Genomic DNA, 18,728 nt, shown 5'->3' with positions numbered 1-18,728 from the left:
GCTGGCCGGCCTGGACGCACGCTGTGCCTCCGTCAGGGCCAGTGGCATGGCTGTGCTGGAACTTGAGGAATATCCGGAGCGTGCTGTTGAGGCGATCGTGAGCCAGGCGGAGCAAGCGGTCAACCAGGACAAGGCCGAGGTCATTGTCCTGGGCTGCGGCGGCATGGCAGAACTGGACGAGCAGATCCGCCAGCGCACGGGCGTTCCGGTGGTGGACGGTGTGGCGGCGGCGGTGACCATCGCTGAGTCCCTGGTCCGCCTTGGGCTGTCCACGTCCAAGGTCAGGACCTACGCCACGCCCCGTCCGAAGACTGTCATAGGCTGGCCGATAACCACAGCCCCGCATTCAGCCGAGCCGGCTACCGCAACCGAGCCGGCCGACGTCGTACTCTGACGCAGGCACCAGCACTTCCCCGAAAGGCAACCACATGACTGACTCACACCCGCCCACAGGCCCGAGGGTCGCCGTCGTCACCGGGGCAGGTTCGGGTATTGGCCGCGCGGTCGCCAAGCTCATGCTCGCGGAGGGTTACCGTGTTGCGTTGGCTGGTCGCCGTGAGGCGCAACTGCTGGAAACTGCGGGGGACCACCCGGACGCGCTGGCGGTTCCATGCGACGTGACAGCGCCCGACGACGTCGCGCGCCTTTTCGCGGACGTCCGCCAACGCTGGGGCCGGGTTGATGTGCTGTTCAACAATGCCGGCATCTTTGGGCCGGCCGGCGACGTCGGTGAGATCAGCTTTGGGGAGTGGGAGGCCACGCTGCGGGTGAACGTGACCGGCTCCATGTTGTGTGCGGCGGAGGCGGTGCGGACCATGAAAGCCCAAGAGCCGCAGGGTGGCCGGATCATCAACAATGGCTCCATCTCAGCGCATTCACCCAGGCCCAGGTCCGTGGCCTATACGGTCACCAAGCACGCAATGACCGGCCTGACCAAGAGTATTGAGCTCGACGGCAGGGAATTCGGCATCACGTGCGGGCAGATCGACATCGGCAATACCCGTACCGAGATCATGGACACCATAGGCGTGGGTTCCGGGGCGCTGCAGGCCGATGGCAGCCGCAAAGTGGAGCCCATGTTCCCCGTGGACGACGCTGCCCGTGCCGTGCTGATGATGGCCAACATGCCGGCGTCGGCCAGTGTCGGTTCATTGGTGGTGACCGCCGCCGGCATGCCTTTCGTCGGCCGCGGCTAGCGAGTTTTTGTACACATAACGCCCTCAACACCGGTGGCCTGTACCGCCACCACTCACTGTGATTCCGGAATGCCCGTGACACGCCCCTAAGACGGTGTGTCGCGGGCATTTCTGCGCCAAAGAAGGTGGTGGAGGCGCGGCGAGAGCTCCTCCAAACCGAATGTGACTTCCACAATACGGAAACCAATTTTCCCCTTGCGGAATGGCCCGCGCAGGCCTACATTTGAAAAACCCCACAAAATGTGAGGCTGTTCACAACTGATTGGTTCAGAACAATGAAGATCCCAGACTCCGCGGCGCTGAAGGCGAGTTCGGCCCCGCAGAAGAAAAAGCGGCTGTATCAGTCGCTCTTTTTTCAAATCCTGATCGCCGTCGTCGCAGGTGTGCTCATCGGTCATTTTTGGCCGACCATTGGGTCCGCCCTCCGGCCACTGGGCGATGGATTCATCCAACTCATCAAAATGATCATTGCCCCGCTGATTTTCCTCGTGATCGTCACGGGCATCTCGGCAGTGGGCGACGTCAAAGCGGTCGGAAGGGTCGGGGTCAAAGCGCTCCTGTACTTCACCGGCGCCACTCTTTTCGCCCTCGTCTTCGGGCTCATCGTAGGAAACATCGTTCAGCCTGGTGCTGGCCTTAATATCGACCCCGCTACGCTCTCCCAGGATGCACTCAACGCCAAGACCGGCAACGCGCCTCCCAAGGACGCCGCAGCGTTCATCCTGGACGTCATTCCCGTCAGCGTGATCGGTGCTTTTGCCAACAACAGCCTGCTCCAGGTGCTGTTCTTCTCCGTCTTCTTCGGCGCAGCCATTGTGGTCATCGGCCGCGAACGGTGCCTCCCCGTCATCAGCCTCATGGAGACCGTCCTGGAGCTGATCTTCAAGATCATGTCCTGGATCATGAAAGTTGCTCCCATTGGTGCGTTCGGTGCCATGGCCTTCATCATCGGCCAGTACGGACTGGGCACGCTGAGCACTTATGCCCTCCTGATAGCCGCCTGCTACGGAGCCGCGATCATCTTCATCGGCCTGCTGTTCCTGGTGGCTTGGGGCTTTGCCCGGGTTCCGCTGTGGGCGTTCCTGAAGTACACCCGCGAGGAATTCCTGCTGGCCCTGGGAACTGCTTCCACGGAAGCTGTGATGCCGCGCATCATGACCAAGCTGACCAACGCCGGCTGCTCCCGTGCCACCACGGGCCTGGTGGTTCCCACGGGTTACTCCTTCAACCTGGACGGCGCCGCGATTTACCTGTCCATCTCACTGTTGTTCCTGGCGCAGGCCTTCGTCCACAACCTTGACCTTGGCCAGCAGCTGGCTGCCTTGGGCGTGCTGCTCCTGACCTCCAAGGGCATGGCCGGAGTGCCGGGTTCGTCGTTCCTGGCGCTCTCCGCCACAGCCGCCGCGCTCGGCATCTTCCCCGTGGCCGGCGTCGCGCTCCTCCTCGGAGCCGACCGCCTGATGGACTCCATGCGCGTGGTGGTGAACCTCCTGGGCAACTGCGTGGCAACGTTCGTGGTAGCCAAGTGGGAAGGCCAGTTTGACCGTAGCGTCATGCTCCGGGCCTTCAACGGCGAGATCACCAACCACGATTCCGCCATCATGCTTGGCAAGGAAGAAGTCTTCGAGGAACAAGAGCTCGAACGCATCAGCGGTGGCCAGGAGCCCTCGCCGAAGTTCCGCGGCGGTCCCGCGGCGGAGGACATCCCGCAGTTCGAAATGAGCAAGAAGGGGCAATCAACCACCCCGGTCTGCCCGGACTAAACCGGATACTTTTTGTACAGCTGATGCCCTTAAGACACGGTCTTAGGGGCATTAGCTGTACAAAAACTCCTTAGAGGGGGAGCAGTTCCGAGAGGTCCGCACGCAGACCGGACGCGGCGAGCCTGTGGTTCGAAACCGCGTCAGCCCAGGAGAGGCGGCCGGTGACCAGCGAAAGCCACGTGTCGGCGTCGCACTCGATCACGTTCGGCGGAGTACCGCGAGTGTGGCGCGGCCCCTCCACGCACTGCGTGACGCCGAACGGCGGCACCCGTACTTCCACTGAATTGCCGGGCGCGCGGGCGGTGACTTCCTCCAGGGAGTAGCGGACCGCCGTCGCAATGAGAGTGCGCGACGGCGGCGCCCCGGGAACGCTGCCCGGCTCACCGTTACTGCCGGAAGGCTCGACGGCGGCTTGCCAGGCTGCCAGCGCGGCGCGGCCCTCGTCGATGTTGACGCGGCGTCGTGCAACTGCCATGGGTGTTTCTCCTCCGAAGTACTAGTCGAGCAGGGCCGAGACAGCGTGGCCCAACCTGATCTTGCCCACCGTGCGTCCGCCTCCGAGGATGGGCTCAACTACGCGTTCAAGGACGTTCGACACGGCGGGGATGTCCACAGCGCCACTCACTGCCAGGAGCGTCAGCCCTACCAGGGTGGTGGCGCGGAGGTTCCCGTCCAGCATCTTCACGGCCACCGTGGCGCCCGTGGGGGTGGCCAGGACCAGGACGCCTTCGGCACCGATCTTTGCCAGGACCTCGAGTTCTTCCATGACGATCGTGTTGGACTCACCCTTGCCTTGCACGGCCCAGGGGTAGTCGAGCATGGACGTGGCGATGGTGGCGGCACGGGCGTTGGACGTTTTGTCCCCCGGAGACTTGGCCAAACGGGAGTACGCACGGGCCAGGCCGGTCAGTGACACGGCGGCAACGGGTGCGCCGCAGCCATCGATCCCCAAGTGCGAAATGGTTTCGCCGGTGTATTCCTCAATGACAGAACGGACCCGCTGCTGAAGCGGGTGGTTCGGTTCAAGGTAGCTGCGGAGGTCCCAGCTGTTTTCCGTGCACGCCCACAGGAACGCAGCGTGCTTGCCGGAGCAATTGAAAGCCAGCTTGGACTCGCCACGCTCCGAGCGGACCAGCCAGTTGCGGGCGGTCTCATCCTGCGGCCACGCTGTGGGGCATTGGAGGTTCTCTTCCTTCACGCCGGCCGCTTTGAGCATTCCCTCCACCACGTCCATGTGGTCAAGGGAGCCGGTGTGGCTGCCACAGGCAACAGCAACCTGGGCGCCGCGCAAGGGCACGCCCGACTGCATGGAGGCCAGGGCCTGGAAGGGCTTAAGGGTGGAGCGGGCCAGGATGGGGGCATCGATGTCACCAAGACGGGTGACCACCGAGCCGTCACCGGCAAGAACAACGGCCGCGCCGATGTGCCGGGACTCAATAAAGCCACTTCGTTCGATCACTGCCAGTTCCACCGCGGACTCAACGTTGAACGTTTCATGCGAACTCATGGGCATATGCCAAGTCTAGGGCGCAGCTGGGTCCGGGGAGTGACACAGCTTAGGCCGCGCGCCCTTCACAAAGTACCCTTGAGGACTGTGAAGGTACTCGTCATTGGCCCAGGCGGCCGCGAACACGCCATTGTCCGCTCTCTGCTTGAAGATCCCAACGTTTCCGAGGTCCACGCGGCCCCGGGCAACGCGGGAATCAGCAAACTCGTTCCCACCCATGCGATTGACGGGAACAACCCGGAAGCCGTGTCCGCCCTCGCCACCAAGCTGGCAGTGGACCTGGTTGTTGTAGGACCCGAGGCGCCGCTGGCTGCCGGCGTGTCCGACGCCGTCCGTGAAGCCGGCATTCCGGTCTTTGGTCCCAGCAAGGAAGCTGCCCAGCTGGAGGCTTCCAAGGCCTTCGCCAAGCAGATCATGGCCGAAGCCAACGTTCCCACGGCCATGGCCCGCGTTGCCACCAACGCCGAGGAAGCCGCCGACGCCCTGGACACCTTCGGTGTGCCCCACGTGGTCAAGGACGATGGCCTGGCAGCCGGCAAGGGCGTGGTGGTCACCAAGGACCGCGCGGAGGCCTTGGCCCATGCCCAGGCGTGCTTCGACGCCGGTGGAACCGTGGTGATCGAGGAATTCCTTGACGGCCCCGAGGTTTCCCTGTTCGTCCTCTGCGACGGCCGTACCACTGTCCCGTTGTCCCCGGCACAGGATTTCAAGCGCATCTTCGACAACGACGAAGGCCCCAACACCGGTGGCATGGGCGCTTACACCCCGCTTGAATGGGCCCCCGAGGGCCTGGTCCAGGAAGTCATCGACCGCGTCGCCCAGCCCACAGTGGATGAGATGGCCCGCCGCGGCACCCCCTTTATTGGCGTGCTGTACTGCGGCCTCGCCCTGACGTCCCGCGGCACCCGCGTCATCGAGTTCAACGTCCGCTTCGGCGACCCCGAGACCCAGGCCGTCCTGGCCCGCCTCAAGACCCCGCTCGGTGCGCTGCTGCTGGCAGCTGCCAAGGGCGAACTGGACACCGCAGAAGAGCTGCGCTGGTCCAAGGACACGGCAGTCGCCGTCGTCGTCGCCGCCGAAAACTACCCGGACGCACCCCGCACCGGCGATCGCATCCGCGGCCTGAAGAAGGTGGACGAGCTGGACGGCGTCCACGTGGTCCACGCCGGCACCAAGCTGGACGACGAAGGCAAGGTGGTCTCCGCCGGCGGCCGCGTCCTGGCTGTTGTGGCGCTCGGTTCCGATCTGGTGGAGGCCCGCGAAAAAGCGTACGACGGCGTGGAGCTGGTTCAGCTTGAAGGCTCACAGTTCCGTACGGACATCGGAGGCAAAGCCGCACGCGGCGAAATCCGAGTGCCGTACACCGCTACCGGCACCATTCCGAAAGTGCAGGCCTGAGCATGACTGATTCTCTTCCCACCGGCGGTTTCGAGACCGAGACCCTGGACCTTCCGGGCTGGACCCACGTCTATTCCGGAAAGGTCCGGGACCTCTATGTTCCGGCAGATGAGGCCATCACGGAGAAGATCGGCCAGGAGTGCGTGCTGGTTGTGGCCAGCGACCGCATCAGCGCCTACGATCACGTGCTGAGCAGCGAGATCCCGGACAAGGGCCGTGTCCTGACGCAGCTGAGCCTGTGGTGGTTCGACCAGCTGGAGGTTGAGCACCACGTGCTGGCCTCCACGGTGGAGGGTGGCGTACCTGCCGCGGTCGAGGGACGGGCCATGATCTGCAAGAAGCTGGATATGTTCCCTGTGGAGTGCATTGCCCGCGGGTACCTCACTGGCTCCGGCCTGGTGGAGTACAAGGAACACGGCACGGTCTGCGAGATCCCGCTGCCCGAGGGCCTGGTGGACGGTTCCCGCCTGGACAAGGCCTTGTTCACGCCGTCGGCCAAGGCCGAGGTGGGCGAGCATGACGTCAACATCACCTACGACGACGTCGTAGCCATGGTGGGCGACGATATTGCTGCCCGCCTGAGCGAGCTAACGCTGAAGATCTACACCCGCGCTGAGGAGATCGCCCGTGAACGCGGCATCATCCTGGCCGACACCAAGGTGGAGTTCGGCATTGATGCAGCAACGGGCGTCATCACCCTGGGCGACGAAGTCCTCACCCCGGATTCTTCACGCTTCTGGGACGCGTCCACGTACGCGCCGGGCAAGTCGCAGCCGTCCTATGACAAGCAGTATGTCCGCGACTGGCTGACGTCCGCCGAGTCCGGCTGGGACAAGTTCTCTGACACTCCGCCGCCGGCACTTCCCGCTGAGGTAGTGGAGCGCACCCGTGCCCGCTACGTCGAAGCGTACGAGAAGCTGACGGGCCGCACCTTCGCCTAGAAGCACCCAACTGAGTCGCAGTTAAGCGCGTTTGACCCCTCAAAACGCGCTTAACTGCGACTTACCTGGTTAATCAGGCTTGCGAGTGTTCTTTCGCCGCGCGACGCTCGGCGAGGCGGATCTCCAGCACTGCGTCCATGGCTTGCTGCACCCGATCAGAGGCCCCTGCGGCGCTGAAGTCATGCTGGGCCTCCTCGAGGAACTGGAGTGCTTCCGAGGCTTCGCCGGCTGCTTTCAGCGACTTGCCCAACAACAGGGAGACTTCACCGGCAGTGTGCCTGGCCAGGACCTTGCGGTCTGCGTGGATTTCGCGGAGCTTCCCGACGGCGGCCGGAATGTCACCGGTCAGGTACAGCCAGCGTGCGCGGATGAAGGCGACCTCCAACTGATCCGTCGTGTTTCCGCCCACAATGGACAACGCGAGTTCGGCACGTTCAATGGCGGAGAGGGTTTCCGGTTCCACGATGCCGGAGGAAAGCCGGACCGCCGCCGATGCCTTGTTGAACCTGGCCCACAGCTCAATGTCATTGGCGGGGGAGAGGAGCTTGGCTGCGCGCTCGTGGTGCTTGATGCCCTCCACGTAGTCGTGGCGCATGAAGGCGACGTTGCCCACCACCCAGGCAACCTCGCCTGCGAGCTGGGACATGGAGTGCTCGTCCATGTGCTCGATCATGGCAAGGCAGTACTCCCAGGCCTCATCCAGCTTGCCGCTCTCGGCCAACGCGCCGATCAGCGCGCGGTGCGCACCGATGATGAGCGTTGATCCTTTGGGAAGCTGCTCGCTGAGCTTGACGGCTCGCTTGGCGTGCTCGACGGCGGTGGCCAGCTGACCTTGTCCGTGACACACTGCGGCAAGCATCTGCCAGGCGCGGACTCCAAGGCCGGCGGATTCCGTGGCCATGGGGTGCTCCAAAAGGTGCTCAACAATTTGCTGGCACTCCTTCAGCTGTCCTTGTTTCATGACGCACTCAGCCTGCATGTACGTCATGTTCCACCAAGCGCTGTTGTTCTTGGCCTCGAGGGCGATCTGTGCAGCGGTGGCGGCGTGGCTGGCGGCGAGTTGGTAGTCGCGAAGGTCCCAGGCCTGCCGGGCATACAAGCCGGCCAGGACGTACTCAGCGTCGCTCACTGAAACAGGCTGGCTCCACGCTTCCAAGGCCTTTGGCGCGAGTTCCAGCCGACGGGCCAGCTCTTCGATAACCTCGGCCGTTGGCTCGCGGCGGCCGGTCTCCAGCAGCGAAATGTAGCTGGGCGAATACAGGTTTTTGCCGAGCTCGGCCTGCGTCAACCCACGTTCGAGCCGTTCGGCACGTAGCTTCTCGCCGAATCCGTTTCCCACGGGTCCCTCCTACAGGCGTCTTTTGACCTAAACCTTGACAGTCTCTGTGGAAAACATTTTACAATGTATGTCAACAGGGACCGTGCAATTTCCGTAACGAATCCGACTCGCATTGGGGTACAACATCATGTTCAAGAAAATCATCGCTTCAGTGGCCGTGGCGGGCGCACTGACGTTCGCGGTTGCGGCTCCCGGTGTAGTCTCTGCTGCTCCCGCAGCAGATTCCAGCACAGTAAGTGCCATTGGTAACTGGCCGGACCCGATGCGCGTGGTGGCGCCGACCAAGTCAACGGACACCACGTACACGCCGATGTCCATTGGCAACTGGCCCGACCCTATGTAAAGCAAGTGTAGTTAAAGAAACCCCGGGGCGTGACGAGCGATGCCCCGGGGTTTCTTTTTGCTCATTTGCAAGGTCAAGGGAACACAAAAGAGGGCCTTCCAATGGAAGACCCTCTTTGTTTGGTCGGGATGACAGGATTTGAACCTGCGACCTCTTCGTCCCGAACGAAGCGCGCTACCAAGCTGCGCTACATCCCGATCCGCTGCGAAAGCAACTGTTCAAGAATAGCCGAAACGTCCCGTGATGCGAAATCGAGGAGCCGGTGCCCCTTGTCACAGCCACGAGGCAGCGGAGGCTACACCAGCGAGTCCCGCCACGCCCCATGCAGTTGGGCAAACCGCCCGCCTCCACTGATCAGCTCGGCGGGTGTTCCGTCTTCCACAATGCGGCCATCGTGGACCACCAGAACCCTGTCGGCCGTCTCTACAGTGGAGAGCCGGTGGGCGATGATGATTGCTGTCCTGGCCCCTCTGCCACCGGCCACTCCTTCCAGCAGGTTGGACAGTCCTTGCTGCACCATGCGCTCGGAAGGAATGTCCAGGGAGGATGTTGCCTCATCAAGGATCAGCACGGCCGGTGCGGCAAGGAAGGCGCGGGCGAAACCGATGAGCTGCCGTTGCCCGGAGGACACCCGCCCACCGCGCTTGTTGACGTCCGTGTCGTAGCCCTCGGGGAGGCTCATGATGAACTCGTGGGCTCCCACCGCTGCAGCAGCCGCCTCAATCTCAGCCCGCGACGCCTCCGGCCGGCCCAGTGCGATGTTGTCGGCAACGGAGCCGCTGAACAGGAATGCTTCCTGTGTCACCATCACCACGGCGCGGCGGAGGTCGGTGGTGGACAGGTCCCTGAGGTCCACGCCGTCCAGCGTGATCGCGCCGGAGGTGACGTCGTAGAAGCGGGCCACGAGCTTAGCCAACGTTGACTTCCCCGCACCCGTTTGGCCCACCAAAGCAACGGTTTGCCCTGCCGGTATGTGCAGGTCGAGCTTGGGAACAACAACCTTGCCATCGCTGTAGCCAAACTCCACGGCCTTGAAGTCGATTTCGCCGCGGGAGCTCTTCAGCGCCACAGGGTTCTTGGGCGGACGGACGGTGGGAACTTCCTCAAGGAGTCCGGACACCTTTTCCAATGCTGCCTGTGCGCTCTGGAAGGAGTTGTAGAACATGGCCATCTGGTCCACGGGCTGGAAGAAGCGCTTGGTGGACAGGATCAGTGCCAGCAGGACGCCGACAGCCAAGTCGCCACTGAGCACCCGGAAACCGCCGAACAGCAGGACCACGGCGACGCAGACGTTGCCGATCAACACCAGGCCAGGCTGGAAAATGCCGTTCAGGTTGATGGAGCGGACGGTGTTCTTGCGGTAATCCTCGGCCAGTTCGCCGTACCGGGAGGCATTCTCGCGCTCCTTGCGGAAAGCCTTCACCGCGCGGATTCCGGTCATGGTTTCCACGAAGTGGACGATCAGGCGGGCTGAGACCACGCGGGACTCACGGAAGGCTATCTGCGAATGCTTCTGGTACCAGCGGGCCAGGAAGAACATGGGCACGCCGGCTGCCAGGACGATCAGTCCGCTCCGCCAGTCAAGGGCAAAGATGGTGAAGGCGGTGAACACCATGAACAGCATGCCGGAGGCCAATGAGCTGACGCCTGAGTCCAGGAGTTCCCGGAGAGCTTCGAGGTCCGAGGTCTGACGGGCAATGATGCGCCCGGACGTGTATTTCTCGTGGAACTCAAGGCTCAGCCGCTGGGTATGCCGGAAAACCCTCAGGCGAAGATCCAGCAGCATGGCTTGGCTCAACCGGGCAGTCGACGTCACGTACAGCGCCGTCATTCCAGCTGTGGCAATCGCAGCTGCCAGATAGAGGGAACCAGCAAGCACCAAGGGCCCGTTGTCACCCGCCTGCAGTGCAGGGAGGGCGTTGTCGATCCCGAACGCGATGAGCGCAGGTCCGGCAACCCGGGTGAGCTGCGAGACCACCACCATCACGATCGTCAGCCAGAAACGCAACCGTACCGGGCGGATGAGCGAGGCAAGCAAGGTGAGCGACCGGCGTCGTACGGCTTTGCTGTCTGCTTTGGTGAGGAGCGTGTTGTCCTCGTTGGCGGTTCCAAACGTTGCGGCACTCACCGGCGGGCCTCCTCAGCTTCTTCGAGCTCGTCCATTTCGGTGTCCAGGTCCTTGGGACCGGCGTCCAGGCTGGCAATGACGTAGCGGTAGTGATCGTTTTCGGCCAAGAGTTCCGTATGGGTCCCGACGGCGGTGATGGTTCCGTTTTCGAGCAAGGCCACCCGGTCCGCCAGTGCCACCGTGGAAGGGCGGTGCGCGACGATCAACGTGGTGGTCTCGCGCAGGACCTCCCGCAAACGGGCTTCCACGCGCTCCTCAGTGTTGACGTCCAACGCGGACAGGGGGTCATCCAGCACCAGGACTTTTGGCTTGGCCGCGATGGCGCGGGCCAGGGCGATGCGCTGGCGCTGGCCGCCGGAGAGGCTCAGCCCCTCTTCGCCGATCAGCGTGTCCACGCCATCGGGCAATGAGTAGGCAAACTGGGCCTGTGCCACGTCCAGGGCTTCATCCAAGGCGGCATCGCTGGGATCGGGAGCGCCCAGGAGCACGTTGTCCCGCACGGAGCTGGAGAACAGCGTGGTGTCCTCGAAAGCTACGGCCACTATCCTGCGAAGCTCCTCAACGTCGTGCTCGCGGACATCAACGCCGTCGATCGTCACTGCACCTTCGGTGACGTCATACAGGCGGGGGACCAGTTGGAGCATGGCGCTCTTGCCGCTGCCAGTGATGCCCACCAGGGCCATGGTCTCGCCGGGACGGATATCCAGGGTGAGGTCGTGCAGAAGCGAGCCGCCGTCGTCGAACCCGAAACCCGCGTGCTCAAAGCGCAAGGCGCCCTTCACCGTCTCCGGCACCGCGGCCTGATCCGGCGAGGTAATGGTGTTCTCGGTGTCCATGACCTCGAAGTGGCGGTCCAGGGCGGTCTTCGCGGTCAGGGCCATGGCAAGGAGCATGCCCGAAAACTCCACCGGTGTGGCCACTACTGCAGCCGTGGCGAAGAATGCCACCAGCGAGCCGATGCTGAGTTCTCCACTGGCGGCCAGCATGATTCCCACCACCAGCCCGACGCCCAGAGCCAGCTCCGGAAGCAGCGTGACCACCAGGGTGAAACCGGCTTGCTGCTTGGCTTTCGCGATCTCCGTCTGGCGAAGTTCCTCGGCCTGCCCGTTGAAGTTCTCCAGCGCCTCGCGGCTCCGGCCAAAGGCCTTCAGGACGCGGATGCCGTGGACGGATTCCTCAACGGTGGTGGCGAGGTCGCCGGCTTGGTCCTGGCTGAGGCGGGTGACCAGGCTGAAGCGGCGGCGGAAGCGGAAGGAATTGATCATGATCGGCACTGCCGCGCCCAGGAAGATCAGCGCCAGTTGCCAGCTCATGGAGAACATCACGCCGACGCCGATGATCACCGTCAGCGTGGTGACCACCAGCATGATGGCACCAAAGGCCATCCAACGGCGCAGGAAGCTCAGGTCCGTCATGGCCCGGGAGAGCAGTTGGCCCGAGCCCCAGCGATCGTGGAACGCCACGGTGAGCTCTTGCAGGTGACCGTACAGGGTCACCCGCATCCTGGTCTCAACCGTCGTGGCCGGGTTGATAACGAACTGCCGGCGCAAGGCCACCAGTCCCGCTTCAGCCACACCCAACGCAAGAATCACGACGGCGGCAATCCAGACTGCGTCCGTGGAACCGCCCGGCTGCAAGGAGTTGTTGACGAGGACGCGCAGGACCTGCGGAATCGTCAGCGCAACAATGCTCGCGAGCAAGGCGCAGATCAGGCCCATGAAAAGGCGGGGGAGGATGGGCCGCACATGAGGGTACAGGCGGCCTACGGAGGTGAAAAATGACGTTTGCTTGGACATGCCCGCTTCTCAACAGCTGGATCTTCAGATGGTGCGGAGGTAGTTTCCCGTAGCAACTACCCTATGCCATGGCGTGATTCGTTTCACAGGAGAACGCAACGTCGGTGAAATGTTTGACCCAGTTATTGAGGATCGTAATGATCCCTCTACGTTTAGCTGCGTGCCGTGAGGGTGAGCAGGACTGCCTCCGGGCGGCAGGCGATGCGGACCGGGGCGAAGCGCGAGGTTCCGATGCCGCCGGAGACGTTCACCGGCGTCGTGAATTCCTTGCTTTCCCAGTCGTGGAGGCCCTTGGCGCGCCACGTGGGGAGGTCGCAGTTGGAGACGAGGGCTCCGTAGCCGGGGATGCAGATCTGGCCGCCGTGCGTGTGGCCGGCGAGGATCAGGTCTGCTCCGGCCTCGGTGAAGTGGTCCAGCACGCGCTGGTACGGAGCGTGGATGACGCCCACCTTCAGGTGGCGGCGCGCATCCTGGTTCACGGTTCCGCGGGGCCAGCCGGCATACCGCTCGCGTTTGAGGTGGGGATCGTCCACTCCCGAGAAATCGAACCGGAGTCCATTCAGGACCACCGACTGGGCACGGTTGGTCAGATCGATCCAACCACCCATACCGAACGCGGAGCGAAGCCTCGGCCAATCGAGCTTGACGGGGTCTTTCTTGTGCCTCGACGGTCCGCGGAAGTAGCCGGCAGGATTCTTGATCCTTGGCGCGTAATAGTCGTTGGACCCGGGAACGAACACCCCGGGGAACTCCAACAGCGGACGTAGAGCCCGGATCAGGGGATCTATGGCCTTCGCATGGCTCAGGTTGTCGCCTGTATTGACCACGAGGTCGGGCTTCAGCTCAGCCAAGGACTCAAGCCACTGGGCCTTCTTGTCCTGGCCCGGGACGAAGTGGATGTCACTGAGGTGCAGGATCCGGAACGGCGCCGCACCCTCTGGAAGGATCGGCAAAGTTTCCTGGCGGACCTCGAACTGGTCCTTCTCCCACCAGCCGTAGGCAGCTGCTGCCGCGCCGGCTGTTGCACCGAGGGCTGTAGTGACGGCGAAACCGCGCCCGACGGTGCGGACGCGGTTTGCCAGTGAATCACGGAAGGACACGATTAGTCCTTATCGTTGTTGCCGTTGCCGTTATTGCCATTGTTTCCGTTGCCGCCGTTTCCGTTGTTGGAGGGCGGGGCGGGGTTCGGATTGGACGGCGCAGGCGTGGTGTTGCGCTGCGGGGCCGCCGTGCCCAGCAGGTTGGACGGCGGCGCTGGGAAGGGGTTGGTGCCGTAGGCAGGAGCCACCGACAACATGTAGTTGGTGAACTGCGGACCGGCAATCATGTAACCGTCAATGGCCTCGTAGAACTTACCGTTGACGGTCAGATTGCGTCCGGGGCGGAGCTGATTGTCCAGCGGGTCGCCGAACCAGGAAGCCGTGGCCAGGCCGGTGGTGTAACCAACAACCCAGGTGGAGCCATTGGAGTCGTTGGTGCCAGTCTTGGCGGCCACCGGGAAATTGCCCTTCGTGGAAAGTGACGGGCGGATCAGCGAACCCGATCCTGCGTTGAGCACTTCCTGCATGGCGTACGCAACGCCCCGGGCGACGGCGGGCTCAACGGCGTTTTTGCAGTTGGATGACTGGGCAGGCAATTCAGCGCCCGACTGGTCCTTGACAGATGTGATGGCAATCGGCTCACAGTACTTTCCGTCAGCAGCGAAGGTCGCAAATGCAGCCGCCATGGTCAGGGGTGCAGTCTGTGTGGCGCCGATCAGGTTGGACAAGGTAGTCATCGTGACCTTGGGGTTCGGATCGGTAACCTTACCCGTTTCATCACGGGTCGGGAGCCCCCCATGGATGCCCGTGGCATCAACAATGCCTTGAATCCCGCAGAGGTCCACCTGAGCTGCCGAAGCAAACGTCGCGGTGTTGATGGAGTTCATGAGGCCGTAAAGGACGGTCATGTTGCGGTAGTAACCCTCGTCCGAGTTCTGGAGGTCAAAACTGCCCGGGACGCTCTTGTCATAGAAACCGTTCACCGGTGTGGGACACGTGTTCCGCCAAGGGAAGTTTTGTTGATACGTTCGTCGCGAAGCGTTGACGTTCTGGTTCATCGACTTGCCCTCGTTCAGCCACTGGGCGAACGTGAAGGGTTTCATGGTCGAGCCAGGCTGGAAGCCACCGATGCCGTTGAGGTCATTGCCGTTGGCGTCCAGGACGTCAACGTTGAAGTTCTGGGTCTGATCGAACTTGCCCTCTTGAGGCAGCCAGACCGTGTTCTGGGCCATGCTGACGATCTGGCCCGTACCCGGCTGGACAGAGGTGATGGACGCGCCCCACTTATCCGGGTTGGCGCCGGCCGTGGCATCAACCTGCTGCTGGGCCACGGTCTGGGCTGTCGGATCGAGGGTGGTCTGGATGGTGAGGCCACCACGCTGGACGCGCTTGACGCGCTCTTCGGTGGTGTCGCCATACGCCGGGTTGTTGAAGAGCAGGTGAAGCACGTAGTCGCAGAAGTACGGCGCCATGGTGGCGTACGCGCAACCCTGGCGGGCCGGGGTGACCTTGGTGGTGACCGGGGTAGCAACGGCTTCGTCGTACTCGGCCTGCGTGATCTTGCCCTGGTTCACCATGGCGGCGAGTACGAGGTCGCGGCGCTTCTGGGCGTTGTCCGGGTTCGCGATGGGATCGAAGGCCGAGGGGCTGTTCACGAGGCCGGCCAGCAGGGCGGCCTGCGGAAGCGTCAGGTCCTTCGCGGAGGTGCTGAAGAAGAACTTGGAGGCGGCTTCAATGCCGTAGGCGTCACGGTTGAAGAAGACGATGTTGAGGTAGCCCTCAAGGATCTGCTCTTTGGAGAACTTCTTCTCCAACGCGATGGCGAGCTTCATTTCGCGCAGTTTGTCGCCCACGCCCTTGCCGCCACCGTTAAGCTTGACGTCTTCTTCACGGTCGGACGCCACCAGGGACTCATTGATGACGTTGTTCACGTACTGCTGCGTGATGGTGGACGCGCCCTGCTTGTTGCCGCGGGCGGTGCTGACAATGGCTCGCATGATGCCCGTGGTGTCGATGCCGCCGTGCTCATAGAATCGGCTGTCTTCAATCGCGATGACAGCGTCCTTGATGAACGGGCTCATCGAATCCAGCGGAACCTTGGTCCTGTTCTCCGCATAGATCGAGGCGATCGGCGTACCGTCCTTCGCCAGGATCGTGGTGTTCTGGCTGGGCGGATCCACTTGGAGCTCCGCCGGCAGAGTGTCAAAGAACTGGATTGAACCACTGGCGGCACTGCCCGAAACGGCGGCTGCGGGGACCAAAAGGCCCGCCACCAGGACGCCACAAATAGCGCTCACACCGAGGAAACCTAGAATCTTTCCGAGGGTGGTGGCAGTGTCGAATAGTGGGTTCTTGCGAGTCACCATGTTTTCCACTTTACCGGCAAGGGCTAGGCTTTCTGTCATGACCAAATGGGAGTACGCCACGATTCCGCTCATTATCCACGCTACGAAGCAGATCCTGGACCAGTGGGGCGAGGACGGCTGGGAGCTTGTCCAGGTTGTCGGTGGCCCCGAGGGCAAAGGCCTTGTTGCATACCTGAAGAGGGAGAAGCAGTAACCATGACCACCCCCGCAGAAACCACGTCTCCCGCGGAATCCGGCGCCCCCACGTCTGCAGTTGAGCAGCGTCTTGCCGAGCTCGGATTGACCCTCCCTGAGGTCGCCGCGCCCGTTGCCGACTACGTGCCGGCCATCGTCTCCGGCAACTACGTTTACACGTCCGGACAGCTGCCCTTTATTAACGGCAAACTCGAAGCTAAGGGCAAGGTATCCCTCGGAGAGTTGGGCACGTCCGACGAGCCCACCGTGGATCCCGACGACGCCAAGCGCTACGCCGCGATCTGCGCCATCAACGCACTTGCCGCCGTCAAGAGCGTCATCGGCGATCTTGACCGGGTCACCCGCATCGTCAAGGTGGTTGGCTTCGTAGCCTCCGAGTCCACCTTCACCGGGCAGCCCGGCGTCATCAATGGTGCCTCCGAACTTCTGGGCCAGGTCTTCGGCGACGCCGGCAAGCACGCACGCTCCGCCGTCGGCGTTTCTGTCCTGCCGCTCGACTCTCCTGTTGAAGTCGAGCTCATTGCTGAATTCAGCTAAGGAACCGGTTCACCCAATTGCCGCAGCTTGCCCGCCGCCTGTTTGTACTGCCTCCCGAACTCGAAGGGGCAGCCCGAAACTGGCTTGAGCTCGGCGAGCGGACCCCCAGGGCCGCCCGCTACGCATCGTCCGTTGTGCTCTTGCGCGACTCGCCCACCGGTTTGGAGACCTGGCTTGGTTACAGGCCAGGATCCTCGCCGTTGGGCGTTGTCGCGTTCCCGGGCGGTTCCCTGGACGCGTCCGACGACGACCCCGTCGGGTGGGTAGGCCCCACGCCCCAGCAGTGGGCTGAGCACATGGGAACGGACGACGTCGGACTCGCCCGCCGTCACGTGGTGGGAGCCATCCGCGAACTCTTTGAAGAAACCGGCGTGCTGCTCGCCGGACCGGATGCTTCCTCCACCGTTGAGGCCACATCAACGCTGGACTGGATGAGGGCCCGGGAAGCCGTGGCCGCACAGGAAAAGTCCTTCACGGAGATGCTCTCCAAGCGTGGGCTCTCGCTCCGCACTGATCTGCTCAAACCCCTGGTGAACTGGCTGAGCCCGGACTTCGCGCATGCACGCTTCAATACCCGCTACTTCGCTGCCACGGTTCCCGTGAACCAGCAGCCCAGCATCCTGGAGAGCAAGGGCGTGTGGGGTCGCTGGGTGACTGCGGCCGAAGCGATCGCCCTCCGCGACACCCCGGCGCTCGGTGATGAGATTGGCCAGCCGAATACGGTGGGCCTCACCCTCGGCCAGCTCCTGGTCCCCGGCTCCGAGATCATGCTCGAGAAAATGGCGGCCTCCAACGGTTGCATCGCCTACCTGAGCTACAAACGCAAAGCGCATGTGTATCAGGCCAAACTCGTGGACGAAGGTGGAATCCTGATGCTCGAGGTCGAAGCTGCCCGTACGATCGCCGGAGAACCCCAGCGCGAGCGTTAGCCCCCTCGATCCTCTCTCACGTCCCGCGGGTTTGAGCCGGTCCCTCTTTCACGTCCCGCGGGCTCGAGCCGCACGCTCTCGCAGTGCCAATAGAAAAGCCGCCCCGGTGAGAACCGGGGCGGCTTTTCTGCTGTGATGCTTAGCGCGAACGCTGGCGCAGACGCTGCATGTCCAGGATCACTACGGCGCGGGCTTCCAGGCGGAGCCAACCGCGCTGAACGAACTCGGCCAATGCCTTGTTGACGGTTTCGCGGGAAGCACCAACCAGCTGGGCCAGTTCTTCCTGCGTGAGCTCGTGAGCTACCAGGACGCCGTCGGTGGCCGGACGGCCGAAGCGGTCGGCCAGGTCCAGCAGGGCCTTGGCAACGCGCCCCGGAACGTCGGAGAAGACGAGGTCGGACAAAGAGTCGTTGGTGCGGCGGAGACGGCGGGCCAGAGCCTGCAGAAGCTGCGCGGAAACCTCGGGGCGCGTGCGGAGCAATGCGTTGAGGCTCTCGTTCTTGAGGCCGGCCAGGCGGGTCTCTGAAACGGCGGTGGCCGTGGCGGTACGCGGGCTGGGGTCGAACAACGCCATTTCGCCGAAGAGTTCGCCCGGGCCAAGGATGGCCAGCAGGGACTCGCGGCCATCGGGGGAGGTGCGGCCGAGCTTTACCTTGCCGGAAACGATGAAGTAGAGCTGGTCACCCTGGTCGCCTTCGCGGAACACGGAGGCTCCGCGTGAAAGGTCCACCTCGGTGAGTTCGTCCGTCAGCAAGCGGAATGCGTCGTCGTCAAGGGTGGCGAAGAGGGGTGCGCGGCGCAATACCTCGATGTCCATGAAATCTCCTGAATATAAGTTTCGGTCGTGGCGCTCAGGCCATTGTTTCAGAATTTTCAAGCTTCTGTGACGTACTTGGCACGCGAAACGCTGAAACTACGCGGGTTTCAGCCTTGGAACGCCCTAAATGGGGGCCTCGGAACAGGCTAAGAGCAGCATTCACGGGGCGCCGTGGTGATGCGACTAACGGTTGGTTGTCAGGGTCCACACCTAGAATTGGAGCTACCCGGCTATGAGGAGCATTGGTGTTTGGCTTGACGATATTGGATTTGGCATTGATCTTGATGCTGCTGTCCTACCTGATCTATGGCCTGCGCAACGGCTTTATGGTCACACTCGGTGGAATTGCCGGATTCGTGGTGGGTGCCGTTGCTGCGTTCATCGCGGTGCCGCTTGTGAGTGGCTGGGTGACGGACAGTGGTTGGAGGCTGAC

18 protein-coding genes and 1 tRNA gene are annotated in these 18,728 nt (G+C 63.0%); 10 read left to right on the top strand and 9 right to left on the bottom strand.

Features of this window, described 5'->3' with window-relative positions; genetic code table 11:
* From HP499_RS07975 to HP499_RS07965, 3 genes are all read left to right on the top strand, one after another.
* A partial coding sequence (locus tag HP499_RS07975) for an aspartate/glutamate racemase family protein (RefSeq protein ID WP_253951467.1) occupies window positions 1-394 on the top strand: 394 nt, incomplete at its 5' end.
* A 34-nt stretch (window positions 395-428) separates the two neighbouring features.
* Window positions 429-1,196: an SDR family oxidoreductase gene (locus HP499_RS07970; RefSeq protein ID WP_172323553.1), complete on the top strand. Its 768-nt coding sequence runs from the start codon at window positions 429-431 to the stop codon at window positions 1,194-1,196.
* 275 nt (window positions 1,197-1,471) lie between these two features.
* Window positions 1,472-2,959: a cation:dicarboxylate symporter family transporter gene (locus tag HP499_RS07965; RefSeq protein ID WP_172323551.1), complete on the top strand. Its 1,488-nt coding sequence runs from the start codon at window positions 1,472-1,474 to the stop codon at window positions 2,957-2,959.
* 70 nt (window positions 2,960-3,029) lie between these two features.
* Here the strand turns inward: HP499_RS07965 and HP499_RS07960 are convergent, their stop codons facing one another.
* On the bottom strand, window positions 3,030-3,434 hold the full coding sequence (locus HP499_RS07960; RefSeq protein ID WP_172323549.1) for a sterol carrier family protein: 405 nt from the start codon (window positions 3,432-3,434) through the stop codon (window positions 3,030-3,032).
* A gap of 21 nt (window positions 3,435-3,455) precedes the next feature.
* Window positions 3,456-4,472: an asparaginase gene (locus tag HP499_RS07955; RefSeq protein WP_172323547.1), complete on the bottom strand. Its 1,017-nt coding sequence runs from the start codon at window positions 4,470-4,472 to the stop codon at window positions 3,456-3,458.
* 81 nt (window positions 4,473-4,553) lie between these two features.
* On the opposite strand from HP499_RS07955, the gene purD reads away from it, so the two are divergent.
* Together purD and HP499_RS07945 are read left to right on the top strand one after the other, a co-directional pair.
* On the top strand, window positions 4,554-5,864 hold the full coding sequence (gene purD, locus HP499_RS07950) for a phosphoribosylamine--glycine ligase (RefSeq protein WP_172323555.1): 1,311 nt from the start codon (window positions 4,554-4,556) through the stop codon (window positions 5,862-5,864).
* Window positions 5,865-5,866: 2 nt separating this feature from the next.
* Window positions 5,867-6,805, top strand: a complete 939-nt coding sequence (locus HP499_RS07945; RefSeq protein ID WP_172323546.1) for a phosphoribosylaminoimidazolesuccinocarboxamide synthase — start codon at window positions 5,867-5,869, stop codon at window positions 6,803-6,805.
* Between the two features lie 73 nt (window positions 6,806-6,878).
* On the opposite strand, the gene HP499_RS07940 is transcribed toward HP499_RS07945, so the two are convergent.
* Window positions 6,879-8,144 (bottom strand): helix-turn-helix domain-containing protein, encoded by a 1,266-nt coding sequence (locus HP499_RS07940; RefSeq protein ID WP_172323544.1) that lies wholly within the window; start codon window positions 8,142-8,144, stop codon window positions 6,879-6,881.
* A gap of 127 nt (window positions 8,145-8,271) precedes the next feature.
* Here HP499_RS07940 and HP499_RS07935 point away from each other — a divergent pair, with 127 nt between their 5' ends.
* Window positions 8,272-8,487: a hypothetical protein gene (locus HP499_RS07935; RefSeq protein WP_172323542.1), complete on the top strand. Its 216-nt coding sequence runs from the start codon at window positions 8,272-8,274 to the stop codon at window positions 8,485-8,487.
* Window positions 8,488-8,607: 120 nt separating this feature from the next.
* On the opposite strand, the gene HP499_RS07930 is transcribed toward HP499_RS07935, so the two are convergent.
* The 5 genes from HP499_RS07930 to HP499_RS07910 form a co-directional block, all read right to left on the bottom strand.
* Window positions 8,608-8,684, bottom strand: a tRNA-Pro gene (locus tag HP499_RS07930).
* A 98-nt stretch (window positions 8,685-8,782) separates the two neighbouring features.
* Window positions 8,783-10,615 carry an ABC transporter ATP-binding protein gene (locus tag HP499_RS07925; RefSeq protein ID WP_172323540.1) on the bottom strand — a complete coding sequence of 611 codons (1,833 nt, stop codon included), beginning with the start codon at window positions 10,613-10,615 and terminating at the stop codon, window positions 8,783-8,785.
* Window positions 10,612-12,411, bottom strand: coding sequence for an ABC transporter ATP-binding protein (locus tag HP499_RS07920; protein WP_172323538.1), 1,800 nt, complete (start codon window positions 12,409-12,411; stop codon window positions 10,612-10,614). The genes HP499_RS07925 and HP499_RS07920 overlap by 4 nt, the downstream gene beginning before the upstream one ends.
* Before the next feature lie 152 nt (window positions 12,412-12,563).
* Window positions 12,564-13,511 (bottom strand): metallophosphoesterase, encoded by a 948-nt coding sequence (locus HP499_RS07915; RefSeq protein ID WP_172323536.1) that lies wholly within the window; start codon window positions 13,509-13,511, stop codon window positions 12,564-12,566.
* A 2-nt stretch (window positions 13,512-13,513) separates the two neighbouring features.
* Window positions 13,514-15,856, bottom strand: a complete 2,343-nt coding sequence (locus HP499_RS07910) for a transglycosylase domain-containing protein (protein ID WP_172323534.1) — start codon at window positions 15,854-15,856, stop codon at window positions 13,514-13,516.
* Here HP499_RS07910 and HP499_RS07905 point away from each other — a divergent pair.
* From HP499_RS07905 to HP499_RS07895, 3 genes are read left to right on the top strand one after another with little or no spacing between them, the layout of a single operon-like run.
* On the top strand, window positions 15,855-16,010 hold the full coding sequence (locus HP499_RS07905) for a DUF4177 domain-containing protein (protein WP_172323533.1): 156 nt from the start codon (window positions 15,855-15,857) through the stop codon (window positions 16,008-16,010). The two genes, HP499_RS07910 and HP499_RS07905, sit on opposite strands and share 2 nt — an antisense overlap.
* A 2-nt stretch (window positions 16,011-16,012) precedes the next feature.
* On the top strand, window positions 16,013-16,549 hold the full coding sequence (locus HP499_RS07900) for a RidA family protein (RefSeq protein WP_172323531.1): 537 nt from the start codon (window positions 16,013-16,015) through the stop codon (window positions 16,547-16,549).
* A gap of 17 nt (window positions 16,550-16,566) precedes the next feature.
* On the top strand, window positions 16,567-17,478 hold the full coding sequence (locus HP499_RS07895; RefSeq protein ID WP_172323529.1) for an NUDIX hydrolase: 912 nt from the start codon (window positions 16,567-16,569) through the stop codon (window positions 17,476-17,478).
* A 139-nt stretch (window positions 17,479-17,617) separates the two neighbouring features.
* On the opposite strand, the gene HP499_RS07890 is transcribed toward HP499_RS07895, so the two are convergent.
* Window positions 17,618-18,295, bottom strand: a complete 678-nt coding sequence (locus HP499_RS07890) for a Crp/Fnr family transcriptional regulator (protein ID WP_011775987.1) — start codon at window positions 18,293-18,295, stop codon at window positions 17,618-17,620.
* Between the two features lie 245 nt (window positions 18,296-18,540).
* Here HP499_RS07890 and HP499_RS07885 point away from each other — a divergent pair.
* The coding region (locus HP499_RS07885) for a CvpA family protein (protein WP_375154245.1) at window positions 18,541-18,728 on the top strand (188 nt) is incomplete at its 3' end.

Origin of the sequence: Paenarthrobacter sp. CM16, assembly GCF_013179505.1 — a bacterium.
GTDB lineage: Bacteria > Actinomycetota > Actinomycetes > Actinomycetales > Micrococcaceae > Arthrobacter.
This window is presented reverse-complemented; position numbering and strand designations above follow the sequence as displayed.

Bases quoted from the DNA above. Each gene is read 5' to 3' on its own strand.
- HP499_RS07910 (WP_172323534.1), bottom strand. From the start codon at position 15,856: ATGACAGAAAGCCTAGCCCTTGCCGGTAAAGTGGAAAACATGGTGACT.
- HP499_RS07905 (WP_172323533.1), top strand. From the start codon at position 15,855: ATGACCAAATGGGAGTACGCCACGATTCCGCTCATTATCCACGCTACG.
- HP499_RS07945 (WP_172323546.1), top strand. From the start codon at position 5,867: ATGACTGATTCTCTTCCCACCGGCGGTTTCGAGACCGAGACCCTGGAC.
- HP499_RS07890 (WP_011775987.1), bottom strand. From the start codon at position 18,295: ATGGACATCGAGGTATTGCGCCGCGCACCCCTCTTCGCCACCCTTGAC.
- HP499_RS07920 (WP_172323538.1), bottom strand. From the start codon at position 12,411: ATGTCCAAGCAAACGTCATTTTTCACCTCCGTAGGCCGCCTGTACCCT.
- HP499_RS07955 (WP_172323547.1), bottom strand. From the start codon at position 4,472: ATGCCCATGAGTTCGCATGAAACGTTCAACGTTGAGTCCGCGGTGGAA.
- HP499_RS07900 (WP_172323531.1), top strand. From the start codon at position 16,013: ATGACCACCCCCGCAGAAACCACGTCTCCCGCGGAATCCGGCGCCCCC.
- HP499_RS07960 (WP_172323549.1), bottom strand. From the start codon at position 3,434: ATGGCAGTTGCACGACGCCGCGTCAACATCGACGAGGGCCGCGCCGCG.
- HP499_RS07970 (WP_172323553.1), top strand. From the start codon at position 429: ATGACTGACTCACACCCGCCCACAGGCCCGAGGGTCGCCGTCGTCACC.
- HP499_RS07935 (WP_172323542.1), top strand. From the start codon at position 8,272: ATGTTCAAGAAAATCATCGCTTCAGTGGCCGTGGCGGGCGCACTGACG.
- HP499_RS07965 (WP_172323551.1), top strand. From the start codon at position 1,472: ATGAAGATCCCAGACTCCGCGGCGCTGAAGGCGAGTTCGGCCCCGCAG.